Genomic DNA, 14,556 nt, shown 5'->3' on the forward strand with positions numbered 1-14,556 from the left:
TCGGCCCTCAGAACGTCGTCAGCACGTCGAGTTGCGCGCGGTTGTTGACGAAGGTCGATGTGCTGTTGGCGGCGTCGGTCGCCTCCAGAGCCTGGAGGAAATGCAGTCCCACTCCGGGAAGGCCGGCGTAGCGGGCAAGCGTCGTCGCGTTTGCGTTCGCCTCAAGCCCCAGCATCGCGCCGGGTGCGTTGGCGGCCGTGCTGTCGAGTCCGATCCCGAGGTAGCTGACCCCACTGCCGTTCGCGGCCTGCGAGATCAGCGACGCGATCACCCCGTCGACGTCGAGGCCGCGCACCACGGTCGCGCGCCACGTCGTGGAATTGGCATAGGCCCGCAACGTCGCGGAGGCGTAGGAGTGGCTGGCGTTGGTGTCCTGGACGTTCAGGGCCACCGGCTTGCGGTCGAAGGCATTCCACAGTCCTACCCAAGCCGCGCCACCGTTGGCCGCCGCCGAGCCTGGGTTGAATGAGACCGTGGCGCCCGAGGGGTCGGTCACGATCGTGCCGACCCAAGTGCCAAAGCCCGCGGCCGGCCCGTTCGCGATTGCGACCGCGTTGCGCAGCAGGCCGTTGACGCGGGAGAGCGCAGTAGAGCCCGCGCCGGCCCCGCGCGCGGTATTCGAGCCCGCCGTGGCGCCGGCCGCCCACGCGGGCCCGCGGGTGACACGGACCGTCCCGGCATCGTTCCAGGCGAAGAGATCGTAGACGTTGCCGGCCGCGGCCGCGGCGGGGCTCTTTGCCGTGTCCGAGAGCGCCTGCGAGACCTCGGCGAAGGCGGTCATCACGTCGGACGACCCGTTCCACAGCGGGATCAGATTGCCCTGAGCCGGGGTATACAGGACGCTCGTCGCCGCGTTCACTGCGGCCGTCAGCACCGGCACGCCGGGGGTGAGCGTCAGGCGACCCTGTGGGGCGGCGAACGCCGTGGCCGACGACCCGTCAGAGCCCTTGGTCGCGAGCTTAGTCCACTTCGTCGCGTCGAAGGTCGCGGTCGAGGTGTGGCTCGTTGAGCAGACGTAACTCTCGCCACCGTAGGTGACGGTCGAGGCCGGCGCGGTCGCCGCGTAGGCGGTCAAAGCAGCCCAGGCGACGGGCGGGGTCTGCCAGGTCTGAGGGCCGGTCGGGCCGGTAGCCCCCTGCGGTCCGGCGGGTCCGGACGGTCCGGTGGCTCCGGTGTCGCCCTGCGGCCCCGCAGGGCCGCCGAGATACACCGCGGGGGCCGCGGGCGTGGTCCTGCGGATCGCCATGCGGATGCCCTCAGGAGCCGAGTTGCGCGGCGACCGCGACGTGGTGGATCGTGCCGTAGAAGGCCGGGACGGTAAGCCCGGTGGCCGGGTCGGTGGCCAGGATCGAGTAGGGGTAGGTTCCGGTCGGGCACCGCGCCAACGCGGCCTTGAGCACGCGCATGGCGATCACGCCGGACGTCCCGCCGTTGATGATCGTGGGCGTAGCGTCCGCGGTGGAGGCCTGGAGCGCGAACGTCGCCGATCCCAGGCCGGCGCGGCAGTCGAGGTCGAACCGGAGCCCAGAGAGGTCGACCGGCGCGGGCAGGACGCCGACCGCGAAGCTGTCGCCGACCGCGAACGGCGTCGCACCCTGCGTCACCGTCAAAGTGATGCCGCCGGCGTACAGGGGGACGCCGGTCGCGCCCTGTGCGATCAGCGCTCCATTCGGGTCCGCCACGCTGAATTGAGCCAAAGCGCCGGCCGTGATCACCGTGACGCGGTAGGCGCCCAGCGGCGTCCCGCCCACGATCGATGCGACGGTGAGCGTGCCGGTCCCGATGTTGGTGGAGGCCGCGGCGATCCCGCCCAGGCCCGCCTGTCCGATCACCGGGAGCGGATCGAGCCAGTCGCAAGTCTGCTGGGTCTCGAAATCGACCGGCTGCGGCTGGATCAGGGTGAGGCTCGACATCCACCGCACCTCAGGCGATCGGCATGAAAAAGCCGCCCGGAGGCGGCGCGGACGGCAGCGTTCAGGACCGACGGGCTATGGCAGCGGCGGCCAGTCAATGCTCGCGGCCACCTCGCACGCCGCCGTCACGTCTGCCGCCGCGTCGATCGCCGCCTTGCCCTTCAGACGTGCGCTGCGGATTGCGGCGCCCACCTTCTGGTAGGCGTCATAGGCCGCGAGGGCGGCGCGCGCCTCTCCGGCAACATCGACGGTCGCCCGCTCGGTTTTCGGGTCGAGGTTGGTCCCGATCGAGCCCGCCAACATCGGGAAGGCCGTCGGGTCGAGGTCGGCGGCGGCGTTGGCCGCCAGCGCGTTGGCGATCTGGACGGCCTCGTTATAGACCTCCTGATACTCCATCGCCTGACCGGACCCCGGCGTGATGAGCTCCAGGCGCAGCTTCTCAGCCTCGTCATCGACCTGCTTCTTCAGCACGGGCCTGACGGCGGCGAGGATGGCGTCGGCGGGGACGCCGGCCGCGGTGAGCTGATCGAGCGTAGCATCGACCATGCGCCCGCCATCGTGCGGGACGGTGAGCAAGGGAAGGTTCACGGGACAGTCTCCGGCGATGGCGCGGGCAGTGGAAGTGGGGGAGGCAGAAGCCTCCTCACGCGCTCGTCAGGTTCGAGCGGTAGAGCACGCCGTTCGGGTTCTGGCCGGCGGAGACGGAGTAGAACAGGTGCCCCGGGGTCGAGCCGGAGAGGGTGCTGCCGCCGATGTAGCCGCCGGCCTGCGCGTTACCGGCCGCGTTACCTATCAGCGCGCCGGGCGCGCTACCGGCCGTCGCAACCGTGCAGGCCGAGAGAACGACGTTGCCGCCGTTGATGACCCGGAAATGATCGAAGATCGCCACCCCGGATGGGATGTCGGGCATCAAGATGTAGCAGTAGCTGAAGGACAGGTTCAGACTGTACAGGAAGGCGCCCGCTGCACAGCGCCCCTGAGGCAACGGGCTGTTGTTCGCCTCGCCCTTCAGGGTCACTCCGCGCAGCGTGTACCCGGTGATATTGCCGGCAGCATCCGCGGTCACGCCCTGGATCGTGTTGTTGTTGAAGAGGTTCTGACGCAGGTTCCAGGTGACGTCGCCGAGCAGGTAGATCGTCAGCGAGTACGACTGCGTCTTGGCCAGCGCGGCGTCGAGCGTCTTGTAGGCTTTGCCCGGCAGGGTGCCGTCGTTGGCATCATTGCCGTTGAGCGGATCAACCCACACGACCAGGGCTGCGGGCTTCGTGAGGATGACGGACATGGCCGTCGCGGCCTGGTCGCTCACGACCGGGGCGCCCATGCGGAAGGCCGTCCCATCGAAGCGGAACTTGAACGGCACGTTCGCCGGCACATCGCCGGCCTGAAGCGCGCCGCCGGCCTTGCCGAGGAGGTTGACCTTCCCCGGCAGCGTGCCGAAGCCCGTCATCGTCACGGTCATCGGGCCGGTGTTCGGCGCGCTGATGGCGCCGGAGAACTCCATGCCGATCAGGAGGGCCGGCCAGATCACCGAACCGGGCAGCGCGGTGACGAGGTCGTTGACGGTGGCGGGCTGGCCGATCGTCCCGAGCCACGTGCCACGGGACACGGCCTGGGACGCCTGCGCCGTATCGGAGCCGTCGGCGCTGTCGGACAGCCCGCTGGCGCGCTGAAGGTTCAGGAGCTCCTTCTGCGGGTCGAGAAACAGGCCGAAAGGCGGGTACGACCCGTCCGTTCCGGTAGACGGGTTGCCGTTCGCCCAGGCGAGCGCCGGGTTCTCGATGCCCGTCACCGGGTCGAGCGGATAGTGCTGCTTCACGGGGGAGCTCCGGGAGGGCCGGGATCAGATGTCGGAGGCGACGACGCGCAGGATCGGGTCGGCCCCGAAGCGCGAGGTGCCGGAGTTGAACCGCTCGACGCTCAAGGTCGGTGCGGCGTCGTGGTAGTCGAACAGGACCAGCGTGTGGGCGGGCTTGAGCCGCCCGAAGATGCACTCCAGATCCTCGGCCTTGCGGACCTCGAGGATGGCATCGCGGCCGAAGGAGGACGTGCCGAACTGGAAGCGCGTCGTGCGCCCGCCGTTGACGCGCACGGTCCAGTAGAAGCGGACCCAGGGCGGGGCGATCCGCCCGTGTGAGCTCCCGAAGGCCGAGAGCCCGAACTGGAACGGCACGTACTCGGTGATCGTAATCTGGTAGCCGAGCGAGGCCGCCACCCCGATGAAGAAGGCGCGCGACTGGCCGCCCTGCATCGCGATCTTCTGCACGAGCGCCTGGCGCCGCTCGGTCAGGGTCTGGACGACCGGCACGCACGGGTCCGGCAGTCCGTAGGCCCGTTCCCAGTCCGCGAGCAGCTCGTAGGTGAAGCGCGGGTCGGCCTCGATCTGCAGCAGGTCGGCCGCGCGCGGATCGACAACCGCGCCCCAGATCTCCGCTTGGCCTCGCACGAGCTGCATCAGGCAGCCATCGGGATCGCGCGACCACGCCTCGCCGGTCGGCAGCAGGCGGGCGAAGGCCTGCGCGTAATCCTCGCCGTCGCGCCGGATGAACCCGTCGCTCATGTGAACGCGATCCCGCCGCCGAACTGGGCCTTCAGCGAGGCGATCGAGCCGCGGTTCGCCATCACGAAATCCCCGGTCGCGAGATCGAAGGTCACGTCGCCGACGGCCTCGGAGATCGCGTCGGAGATCCAGCAGGCGAAGATTGTCTGGCCCGGCGCGGCGCGCTCCAGCAGCATCGCCTGGAGCGCCGCCTCGATCGCCAGGCGCAGCGAGGGCGTGTCGGCGGACAGGTTCAGGATCCGCGGCACGATCCCCTGCGGGATCGACGGCGGCACGAACAGGTCGGCCACCGTCACGGGCCGGACCGTGTCGAGGTAGGCCTTGGCGAGCGCGCAGTCGTCGGCGGTGGGCAGGCCGTCGCTCGACGCCCGCAGCACGTCGCAGGCGAAGCGCACCGTGACGGTGCCGGGGCCCATCTCGCAGGGCGCGACCCACACCCGGGACACGCCCGGCAGCGACAGGGTCCATTGCTGGTAGTCGGTGACGCACCCGCCCATCGGCGGGTTGCGGATCCGCAGCAGGATGCGCGCGCGCAGGTCCTCGTCGCTCTCGGTGTCGGCGCCGCCGTCAATCAGAACGACGGTGGCCTGCGCGTTGACGCTGGACACCGCGACCGTGAGCGAGAGCAGGGCGCCCTGGTCGCGATTGCCGATGGCGCCGGCGGTCAGGCATGTGACCGCCACGGGCGTCGTGGTGGCCGATAGATAGACGTCGGCCGCTGTCTGGTACTGGATCCCGTCCGAGGTCGCGAGCGGCGTGCCGGCCGGCAGGAGCGTGCCGGGCGTGCCGGTGACCGTGATCCTGCCCGCGGCGAAGGTCGCCGCCTTACGGCCGCCGAACAGGATGTTGGCCCAGCGGTCGAGCCAGCCCTTCTCCGCCATGTCGGGCAGGAGGTTCTTGGCGAGCCACGCGAGGTACTTCAGGTTCAGGAACGCGCCGCCGGCGTTCTGGTCCGAGAGCACGCGCAGCGCGCTGTTCGGGACGCTCGCGTCGGCGCCCTCAAGGAAGGCGGCCAGGAAGTCGCGGTTCTGCCGGCGCACGCTCGGCAGGTCCGGCAGGGTGAACGGCATGGGACAGTCTCGGGCGCGCCGCGGTGGCGGCTTCCAGCGGGTCGGCTTGGGCGGTGGCGGTGGTGGCGGCCGGTCAGCCGGTCGGCGCGGACACGACGATCCCGGCCCACAGATCCGAAAATCTCAGATCCAGAAGAAGCTCGTCGCCGCGATACATCACGATGCGCGCCTCGATCCGCTCGACGCCGGCGCGCACTACAGTGACGTCAAGGCGGCTGGCGATCCGCCGGTCCAGGAACGGCTGGAGCGCCTCGCGGATGTAGTCCTCGATCTGGACCGTCGTGGCGCCCTTGCGGGCGGCCACCCCGGTGATCGTGGTCCGGGACAGGAGCCAGAGCTTCGAGCCGATCGGCCAGCCGTCCCAGATCTCTTTCGCGTCGACGTCGCCCCACCAGCCGCGGCGGTCGGTGTCGCGCGAGTCCGGCAGTTCGTCGTCCGGACCGGCGAGCGCGTCGGTCATCAGGGCGACGACGACGGCGGTCGCCATCTCGTCCGAGGTGTCGAGCTGACCGGCCGGCGTGAGCAGCAGGTTGAAGTCGACGGCCTGGAAGGGCTGGCCTGGGGCGACGCTCTTCGGCGCGATCCGGACGTCGGTCATGGCGGGTCTCTCAGCCCGGGCCGCCGAAGCGCATCGACTTCGTCAGGCCCTGCACGAGCCGCTTCTGCGGCTCCAGGAAGTTCAAGCCCGGCCCGGCCTGGTCGGCGAGCAGCTGGAGCGCGCCGCGGAGCTTGCCGATCTGAGCAATGACCGAATTGGCCCGGGTCAGCTGCTCGATCTGGCCGGTCAGCTCCGCGGCCTTCGCGGCGATCGCCGCCTCGGGGCCGCCGCTGGCATTCAGCGCCTCCAGCTCGTCGACGAGGTCGTCCACGAGGCCGATCACCGGGTTGTTGGCGATCAGCCCGGCGATCTGCGCCTCAAGGCCGGCGATCAGGCCCTCGACGTTACCCGACAGCAGGCTCGCCATGCCCATGAGCCGGCCCGGGTTTAGGAACGCCTTCAGGCCGCGCTGGAGGGCGTTCTGCAGGTAGCCGGTGAGCTTTCCTTCCGCGAGCGCCTTCATGGCGTCGAGGCCGCCCGGCGCGCCGCTTAGGGCGTTCGTCACCTGGGTGACGGCGTTGACCGGGACGAGAGCCGGGACGACGGCTTCAGCGTTCTGGCGAAACTTCGACACCACATCGAACAGGGCGTGGTGCGAGTCCTCGACCTGCGACAGGCGGGCGGCGAGCCCCTTCAGCTGCTCGTTGAGCTCAAAATTGTCGATGGCGGGTTTGACCGCTCGGCCCGAGCCGTCGTCTCCGCCCGTGATCGTGACCTTCTTGCCGGTCTGGTTGACGCCGTCCCGGGTCAAGTGCGTGTGCTGGCGCTGATCGTCGTGGTGCGAGCTCTCGCCGGGCTTGAGGTTCTTCGGGCGGTGGCGGCGGTCCGCGGTGGCGATCACGACCGGGTGGTCGGGGTTGCCACCCACGGCGGCGACCAGGACCTCGGCCTGCCCCTGCTCCTGATCGGTCGGCTTCAGGGGGACGCTGCTGAAGCCGTAGGGGTGCCAGTGCTCGACGTTGGTGTAGAGGTCACCGAACCACGCGCGGACCGTGTGCTCCTGGAGCTTGGTCGAGTCGTCGACCGCAACGAGAGTACCGCGGGCGATGCCGAGGTAGGCCCGGCGAGCGCCGTCGTCGCCGCCGGCGCGCAAGGTGCTCATGCCGCGCCCCCAGTCATGTGCGCGCCTCGGGCTGCGCCTGCGTCACGGGTTGGTTGTAGAAGCCGTCGGAGGCCTGCCCGTCGGGGTTCTTCTGCTGGAACGCCTTGGCGTTCACGAGCTCGATGGCCGTCGTGGTTTGACCCTCCGGCGTCTGACCATAGGTGTAGGCCCAGAGCTTCAGGTCCATCTGAGGGTCGGCCAGCGGAAACAGCATGCCCGAACGGACGGTCACGAAGTCGGACAGCGCCCAAAGCTCTCCGTTCGGGTTGAGCCAGCCCTGGTAGGCCAGCGTCACCCGCAGGAGATCGGCCTCGATCGCCTGCGCCTCCATGTTGGTGCGCAGCTGCAGCTCCTTCTGGCCGAGCGGCATCTCGGCCAGGACCTTGCGGGCGAGACCGGGCACGCCGTTGCTCATCTGGGCCTTGGCGGAGATCTCCGCGGCCTGGCGCCCGAACAGGCTGTCGGAGCCGGCGACCTGCGAGCGCGCGACGATCTCCTGAACCGACGGCATGTCGATCGAGCAGTTGGCCGATAGGATGTTGAGCCCCTGCTCGAACATCGCCCCTTTGCCGCCCTGGCGCGCGCCGGCGACGAAATCCCCGTTGGCGTCGGCCCGCAGCCACAGACCGCGCTGCCGGCACCCGCGCGAGATCGCGTCGAAGGGCGTCTCGCCGTGTCGGATCGTGAAGTTCGGGAACGGAGTGTCCCAGCCGTCCGGACCACCCTCAACCCGAAACTTGAGCCCGTGCGGTCTCAGCAGCCGGTTGGCGATCGCGTCGAGCTTGTAGCCACGGAACTGCCCGGTGCCGCCGTCGGCCGACGCCTTGCGGGTGAGCTCGGCCTTCGAGAAGCCCGACACCTGGACGCCGTGCCGGTTGGCGTCGAAGGCGGTCTGCCGGTTGCCGATGTAGCCTTCTTGGATGACGACTTCGCCCGCGAGCGCGATGTCCACGCGCATCCCGGGTAGGAGACGCTGGGCCGCGATCTGAGCGGCCTCGCCCCACGAGGAGCCCGATGTCGTCTGGCGGCGGCTGTTCGGATCCTCCGGCTCGGCGCAGGTGAGGCGGAAGGTGCGCTGCCACGCGGCATCGAAGGACTGGGACACCTGGACGGTCAGCCAGTCCTGGTAGACGCCGCCCTCGGTGCGGACCTCGCAGATCAGGTCGGGATTGGGCACCGGTCGCTCTCAGCCGGAGAAGGCGTTGCCGGAGGCCGGCATGAACAGGGGGTGGACCACGTCGCGGTTCTCCGCGAGCAGCTGCTCGGCGCGGCTCGCGTCGCCGAACAGCCGGTTGGCGAGCGTCAGCAGCGGCATGCGCGTGCCGAAGCTGTAGGACACGAGCCGCGGCAGCGGCCTGCCCCGGGCCGTGAGATCGCGGACACAGGCCGCGTGCAGCGCGGTGAGCGCGCGCCACGCGGTGTTGTCGAAGCGACCGGCTGCGAAGTCTTCGGCCGGGGCGAACGCGAGGTTCATCCGCGCCAGCGCCGCATCGACGTCCTGCCGGGACGTGAAGACGGTCCCGGCCAGGATGTTCACCATCTCGGTGAGCGCGAGGCGCGCGGCGATCTGGGCGACGCGCTGCACCGGTAAATCCGGAGCCGTGACGGCCTGTGCCGTCTGCCGCACCCGGTCCATGCCGACGAACGTGGCGCCGGCTGCGGTGGCGGCCGTGAAGCACGCGCGTAGCGGCGGCCCGAAGGTGCCGGCCTGGACCTGGCCGACCGCATCGGCCGAGAGCGCGCCGCAGAGCTGCCGGAGCGTCGCCCCGTCCTGGCTCGCGGCGTCGACGCCGGAGGCGAGCAGCGCGTCGAGGACGGCCTTCAGCGCCGCGACGGCGACGCGGCGCTGGGCGAAGGTCATCCGGTCCTAGCTCCAGTCGTCGTCGCTGCCGGCGGACAGTTCGGCCGCGGTCGCGTTCTGCGCGGCCGCCGCGCGCGCGGCGGCCTGGGTGTTCTCCCGCCCCGACGGGGCGGCGACCCCGACCTGAGAGCGCACGAAGGCCATCTCGAAGCGGGCCAAGCCGCCCTGGTCCTTCGTCTCGATCCGCTGGTAGGTCTCGCAGCGCATCGTCGCCTGTCCCATCGTGGACAGGACGAGGAGACCGGCGCCTTCCCGCTGGAGCGCCGCCTCCAGGTCGTCGGCCTGATCGAGGTAATCCGGGCCGATGACGTAGGCGGAGATCGCCACGCGGGTGACTCGGCGCCCGAGGTCCTCGTCCGAGCTGCGCTCGGACTTGGCGAACTCGTATGTGAAGCCCCGCCGCCCACCGAAGCGGGTGTTCGCCTCGATGTGGAACGGCACGCCGCGGAACGACGGCGGGCGGAGCTCGTCGCGCCAGGACATGCGGAAGGCCTTTGATCGTTGGTGGATCCGGGCCGCTACGCCCGGTCCATGTCCATCTGCGGCCGACCCTTCGACACGGTCGTCTCCCGGAACAGCCCGCCCATGTCGGCCCGGTGCGTCATGCCCGCGGGCGCGCTGTCGAACTTGATGTGCAGGGTGCCCCTGGGATCGACCGGCGCGCCCGGCATCTGCATGCCCGGCCCGCCGCCGGGGCCGCCCCTCCCGTAGAAGCGGTCCATCAGCGCGTCGCCGACCTTCCGATCCGGTCTACGGAACTTGCGGATCTCATCGAGGGTCAGATCGCGCGTGGGCTTGTAGGCCGGGTCATTCGAGCGGCCCTGGATGTCGGCATAGTGCCGGCTTCCGGTCGTCTCGGTGTCGCCGTCTGGAGCCTCCTGCCGCGCGCGGTCGAGGTCATCGTTCATCCCACCGACGGTGCGTCGGCGCTGATCTTCGATCGCCTCGTCCTCACGTTGACCGAAGGTGGCGCCGCCCTCTGCCCTGCGTTTCAGGAACGACGGAAAGTCCTCCGAGCCACCCTCCATGCTCGCCTTGGTCGGAGCGAGCGCCGGCGCCTTCTTCCAGGGGGTGACCTGTCGGATGCCGCCCTCGTCGGGCTTTCGGCGCTCGTCGTTCGGATCGGCGAGAACCTCGGAGCGACGACCGGACTCGGATCGCGAGGTCGCGACGCGCCCCTCGCGCTCGTCCAGCCAGCGTTGCGCCCCCTCGGTAAGTCGGTCGCGGCCGATGCTGGCGCTTTGCCCGGGGTACATGCCCCCGTTGCGGCCGCGCTGCCCGTAATCGCCCGGGAAGCTCGCCCACTCGCGTGCCAGAGCGGTCCGGAAGTGGCGCATGAAGTCGCCGCCCTGCCTGGCTTGCGCGCGCTTGGCCTCCTTGTAGCGGCGCTCGATCAGGGCGTTCGCCAGCCGGTCCTGCAACTCCGGCGTGAACTTGTCGTCCCGGCCGAGGCCGAGTTCGCCCAGCAGTCCTCGATCGCCCCTACGCCCGCTGCCGAACAGCGTGCCGCGCATGAACTGATAGCGGCCGATCGCCGAGGATCCGCGCATGCCGCGCTGGATCTGCTCGATCTCGCCGAGCGTCTTGCCGGTCAGGTCGCCGCCGACTTGGTGAGCGAAGCTGTCGTTGTAGCCGCGGCGCGTCGTTCCCTCCGCGCGCGCGATCAGATCCAGCATGCCGCGGTCGCCGATCGGCGCTTCGCTGCCGAGAGGACCGCTTGAGCTGCCGACCGGCCCCTTGCTGCCGAACGGGCGCCCGCGGATGCCATCGCCGAGATCAGGAGCCGCCGGGGCACGTGTACCGCCACCCGACCCGCCGCCGGATCCACCGCCCGCGCCTATGCCGCCCGAGCTGCCGTAGGTCGGGATCGCAGAACTCGCGCCAGCTGAGGAGCCGAAGCCGCCCCAGGCCGCCTTCTGGATCAGCGATCCGCCGCCGCTCGTGGACCCGCCGAAGCTCGAAGGGCTGACGCTCGCCCCGCCGCTCTCCCGGACCTTCTGCAGCTCGTCGGCGACGCGCTTAAGCTCCTCGATCATGCGATCGTGCTTGCGCTGGTAATCCGCCCCGCGCGGGCCGGCCTCCAGGAGCTTGAGCTGCTGCTCGACCTGGGCGCGACGGCCCTCCAGCTTGTCCCGCGGTGTCGCCTCTGGCCCGCCGAACGGGGACAGCTGATTGCGGAGCGCCTGCTCGCCCTCGTTGCCGCGTAGCCCGTTCTTCTCGGCGTCCTCGATCAGGTCGGCCGTGCCCTTGAGCATCGGCCCGAGGACCTTGAGCTTCAGCCGCTCGGCCGCGGCGCCGATCCGGCCCATGCTCTGCTCGAAGCGGGCGGCCGCCTCCTCGGTCTGTTTGTCGAGGTGCCCGACCTCTTTCTGGACCTGGGCCAACGCCTCGGAGAACTTGCCCGTCATCGACCCGGCGATGCGGGCGATGTCGTCGGCGCCGAACAGCATCCGCGACACGCGCCGACGCACCTCCGGCTCCGGGATCGCCTGGATCCCGTCGACGGCGCGCTTGAGCGCCTCGTCCATGTTGGGCGCGTTGACCAGGTCCTCGGCGAGCTTGCCGAGGTTCATCGCCTGGAGGCCGGAGTAGGCCTCGCCCCAGCGCCGGCGCAGGTCGAACATCGAGGTCGCGAAGGACGCGACCGAGCTCTTCATGCTGTCGGCCGACACGCCGAACCGCTCGCCGAGCGCCCCGAACGCGCGCAGCTTGTCGACCGCCACGCCGGTTTCCCGGGACAGCATCGACAGCTGCTGCGTCGAGCCGCTGAAGCCGCGCAGCGCCGACACCATGCCGGTGATCGACATGGCCGCGCCGAAGCCCGTCACACCGACGGCCGCGAAGATCGGGTCGAAGCCGCGCAGGACACCCTGGAACTTGCCGACCTCCTCCCGGACGCCGGCCCAGTCCTTCTTCCAGGTCGCGCCCTGCTTGGTCGTCTCGTCGCCGACCCGCTTGATGCCCTTCTCGAGCTTGGACAGCGGTCCGGTGAACTGATCCTCGACGGTGGCGACGATCCTGAGCTTGTCGTCAGCCATCCTCGTCCTCGCGTGGAGCGGGGCGCGGCATCAGCGCCAGAGTGCGGGCCATCAGGTGGGTCACGGTCGCCGCCGGCATCGCGGCCGGCGGATCGCGGAACGGCCACGCGTGGAACGCGAGGCCTAGGCGGAGGCAGTCGTCGACGGCATCGGCGGCTGGGCCGCCCACACGAAAAAACGGCTGAGGATGGTCCCCAGCTGCAGGATGTCACGGGCGCCGATCTTCATCAGCACCGGGGGCGGCGTCGCCGAGAGGCTGGCGACCAGCGGGAAGAACTGGTCGGCCGACAGCCCTTCCAGGAGGCCGAACTTGAGGACCTCCTCGCCGGTGGGCTCGCGCAGGATCAGCACCTGCAGCGTATCCTGGCCGACGACGATGGGCTTGGCGAGCGGATGCTCCAGCGGCCAGCTGATCTCGCGCGGGTCGCGAGCGGGGGTCGTGGTGTCCGTCATCGCGGCGCTCACAGCTCGTCGCAGGAGAGGCCGCGCCACTCGACGGCGACCTTACCGTCGGCAGTGCCGATCTCGTGCGCGCCGGCCGACCATGCGCCGGACAGGATGTAGTTCTTGCCGTTGGCGAGCTGGACGGTGACCGTGATGTCCGTCATCGCGTCGAGCTCGGCGACGGACAGACCATCGGTCGTCGACAGGTCGGCCTTGATGAAGGGCACGAGCTGCGTCTCGATGAAGCCGTGCACGCCGTCCTGCCCGGCCACGGGCTCGCGCTTGATCCGCGAGGGCGAGACGATCAGGCCGCCGCGCAGATCGTACATCTTGCCGGCCGCCGTCAGGTAGGCGGTACCGGCGAACCTCTGACCCATGGTCGGGCCTCCAAAGAAAAACCCGCCACGAAGGGCGGGTCAGGTTGCTGGGATGGGTGGAGGGCCGATCAGGCCGCGGCGGCCAGCGGGAATTGCAGGCGGAACTGCGCCTTGATGTTGAGCCGCCGCAGCTGGTTCACGACGTCCGGCGGATCCAGGATCTCGACCGTGTTCTGCTCGGTGGCCGATCGCGTGACCGACAGGTTCGCGATGTAGAGGTCGGCGTTCTCGACCAGGCCGTCGAGCTCCATCGCCCGGTAGTCCGAGACCATCTGCCCCTTTATCATCAGCGGGGTGACGATCGGCTTGCCGGTGCCGAACTTGGTCCCGTCGTTGGCGAGCGCGTGGCGCGGGAACTTGTTCGTCAGCGACTGCCGCACCCGGGTATAGCGCTCGTCGAGGGTGGCCAGCGTCGTCACCAGCTCGTAGGCGTTGTCGGCCTGCCCGTAGGCGTTCTTCTGGTAGGCCGTCTGCTCCCGCAGGATCACCGGCTGGTTGGTCGACCCGCCGTAGATGTCCGTGCCCTGGATGGCGATGCCGACCTGGGCGAGCGAATTCAGCTGCGCCTTGTTCCAGCGGTAGTCCGCCGGCGCCGGCAGCACGCCGATCAGCGGCAGGGTCTGGAGCGGCTGAGCCGGGTAGGCGTTGATCGAGAACGCGGCCGCGGCGGTGTAGGCCGCCGTCCACTCCCAGCCCGGGCTCGGGCTTTGGGTCTCGAAGCCCATGGGCGAGATCAGCGCGGAGTTGTTCGACTGCCCCCACAGGAAGGTGTCGGCATAGGTGCCGCGGCGCGCCGAGAAGATCTGGCCGTAGCTCTGCCGGTACGGGCCCCAGCGTCCGGAGTCGGTGAAGCCGTACTCCTGGTCCCACACCGCGAAGGAGCCGCTGTCGTGGAACGGCAGGCCGACGAACTTGTACGGCCGGTCGCCGATCGCCGCGATCGCGCTGGTGAAGTCCGGCGTGCCGGTCCCGCCGGCGAGCAGGTTGCCGGTCGGATAGGTCAGCGCCAGGCCGACCGGCAGCTGCTCGCCCCCGTAGGTGCCGAGATAGCTGTCGAGCACGGTCACGCTGTTGCCGGTCAGCCCCTTCCACTTGCAGGTCAGGGTGACGACGGCGCCGGCCGCGGTCGCGGTGACCGGCAGGTCCGTGGTGGCCTGGATCGCGGCGGCGATCTTGGTGGCCACGGTCGCGGTCGTGTCGGCCGAGACGATCGCCACCGGGACGAGCTGGCCGGCGACGTACAGCGCGAGCGTGCCCGCGACCGTGGGGGCGGCAGCCACCGTGATCGTGCCGGTGGCGGCGACGCCGGCGGCCGGCTCCGGCACCGGCAGGCAGATGATCGGCACGCTGGTGACGCCCTTGAAGGCCGTCTTGAACATGCGCGCGAGCATCGAGCCCGGGCCGAAGGCGATGTCGGCGTCGGCGTTGGTCCCGCAGGCCACGGCCTTGTTCGGCGGCACGTTGGCGGCCGCGGTCGGGTGGCCGACGAGCAGCATCCACTTCGGCGCGACCGGCGTCCCGGCCTGCGAGGGGTCGAACTGCGTGTTCGGGCCCGGGATCTTGTAGTTGTCCGGGATCGTGGTGATGCCCATCGCG

General features: G+C 70.2%; 15 protein-coding genes. All 15 read right to left on the reverse strand.

Going from position 1 to position 14,556, the window contains the following annotated elements:
- Nucleotides 1–7: 7 nt before the first annotated feature.
- The 15 genes from BLT59_RS30520 to BLT59_RS04200 all read right to left on the reverse strand — a co-directional run bounded on the left by BLT59_RS30520 (nucleotide 8) and on the right by BLT59_RS04200 (nucleotide 14,552).
- Nucleotides 8–1,246 (reverse strand): collagen-like protein, encoded by a 1,239-nt coding sequence (locus BLT59_RS30520; RefSeq protein ID WP_139173923.1) that lies wholly within the window; start codon nucleotides 1,244–1,246, stop codon nucleotides 8–10.
- 10 nt (nucleotides 1,247–1,256) lie between these two features.
- Nucleotides 1,257–1,913 carry a hypothetical protein gene (locus BLT59_RS30525; protein WP_139173925.1) on the reverse strand — a complete coding sequence of 219 codons (657 nt, stop codon included), beginning with the start codon at nucleotides 1,911–1,913 and terminating at the stop codon, nucleotides 1,257–1,259.
- Nucleotides 1,914–1,988: 75 nt separating this feature from the next.
- Complete coding sequence (locus BLT59_RS04140) at nucleotides 1,989–2,501, reverse strand: hypothetical protein (RefSeq protein ID WP_139173928.1); 513 nt, start codon at nucleotides 2,499–2,501, stop codon at nucleotides 1,989–1,991.
- Between the two features lie 55 nt (nucleotides 2,502–2,556).
- Nucleotides 2,557–3,729, reverse strand: a complete 1,173-nt coding sequence (locus tag BLT59_RS04145; protein ID WP_091776821.1) for a hypothetical protein — start codon at nucleotides 3,727–3,729, stop codon at nucleotides 2,557–2,559.
- A 24-nt stretch (nucleotides 3,730–3,753) separates the two neighbouring features.
- Nucleotides 3,754–4,470, reverse strand: a complete 717-nt coding sequence (locus BLT59_RS04150) for a YmfQ family protein (RefSeq protein ID WP_091776823.1) — start codon at nucleotides 4,468–4,470, stop codon at nucleotides 3,754–3,756.
- The gene (locus BLT59_RS04155; RefSeq protein WP_091776825.1) at nucleotides 4,467–5,540 is read right to left on the reverse strand and encodes a baseplate J/gp47 family protein; all 1,074 of its coding nucleotides are present in this window, start codon (nucleotides 5,538–5,540) and stop codon (nucleotides 4,467–4,469) included. The genes BLT59_RS04150 and BLT59_RS04155 overlap by 4 nt, the downstream gene beginning before the upstream one ends.
- Before the next feature lie 73 nt (nucleotides 5,541–5,613).
- The gene (locus BLT59_RS04160) at nucleotides 5,614–6,138 is read right to left on the reverse strand and encodes a phage GP46 family protein (protein WP_091776827.1); all 525 of its coding nucleotides are present in this window, start codon (nucleotides 6,136–6,138) and stop codon (nucleotides 5,614–5,616) included.
- Nucleotides 6,139–6,148: 10 nt separating this feature from the next.
- Nucleotides 6,149–7,240 carry a phage baseplate assembly protein gene (locus tag BLT59_RS04165; RefSeq protein WP_091776829.1) on the reverse strand — a complete coding sequence of 364 codons (1,092 nt, stop codon included), beginning with the start codon at nucleotides 7,238–7,240 and terminating at the stop codon, nucleotides 6,149–6,151.
- A gap of 13 nt (nucleotides 7,241–7,253) precedes the next feature.
- Nucleotides 7,254–8,417 (reverse strand): phage baseplate assembly protein, encoded by a 1,164-nt coding sequence (locus BLT59_RS04170; RefSeq protein WP_091776831.1) that lies wholly within the window; start codon nucleotides 8,415–8,417, stop codon nucleotides 7,254–7,256.
- Between the two features lie 9 nt (nucleotides 8,418–8,426).
- Nucleotides 8,427–9,101, reverse strand: coding sequence for a hypothetical protein (locus BLT59_RS04175; protein WP_091776833.1), 675 nt, complete (start codon nucleotides 9,099–9,101; stop codon nucleotides 8,427–8,429).
- Nucleotides 9,102–9,107: 6 nt separating this feature from the next.
- Nucleotides 9,108–9,584: a DNA circularization N-terminal domain-containing protein gene (locus tag BLT59_RS04180; RefSeq protein ID WP_091776835.1), complete on the reverse strand. Its 477-nt coding sequence runs from the start codon at nucleotides 9,582–9,584 to the stop codon at nucleotides 9,108–9,110.
- Nucleotides 9,585–9,619: 35 nt separating this feature from the next.
- Nucleotides 9,620–12,139 carry a lysozyme family protein gene (locus tag BLT59_RS04185; RefSeq protein WP_091776836.1) on the reverse strand — a complete coding sequence of 840 codons (2,520 nt, stop codon included), beginning with the start codon at nucleotides 12,137–12,139 and terminating at the stop codon, nucleotides 9,620–9,622.
- Between the two features lie 123 nt (nucleotides 12,140–12,262).
- On the reverse strand, nucleotides 12,263–12,592 hold the full coding sequence (locus BLT59_RS04190) for a phage tail assembly protein (RefSeq protein WP_139173931.1): 330 nt from the start codon (nucleotides 12,590–12,592) through the stop codon (nucleotides 12,263–12,265).
- 8 nt (nucleotides 12,593–12,600) lie between these two features.
- Nucleotides 12,601–12,960, reverse strand: a complete 360-nt coding sequence (locus BLT59_RS04195) for a phage tail tube protein (RefSeq protein WP_091776840.1) — start codon at nucleotides 12,958–12,960, stop codon at nucleotides 12,601–12,603.
- A gap of 68 nt (nucleotides 12,961–13,028) precedes the next feature.
- On the reverse strand, nucleotides 13,029–14,552 hold the full coding sequence (locus BLT59_RS04200) for a phage tail sheath C-terminal domain-containing protein (RefSeq protein ID WP_091776842.1): 1,524 nt from the start codon (nucleotides 14,550–14,552) through the stop codon (nucleotides 13,029–13,031).
- Nucleotides 14,553–14,556: the final 4 nt, after the last annotated feature.

It is taken from the genome of Methylobacterium sp. UNC378MF (assembly GCF_900103195.1).
GTDB lineage: Bacteria > Pseudomonadota > Alphaproteobacteria > Rhizobiales > Beijerinckiaceae > Methylobacterium.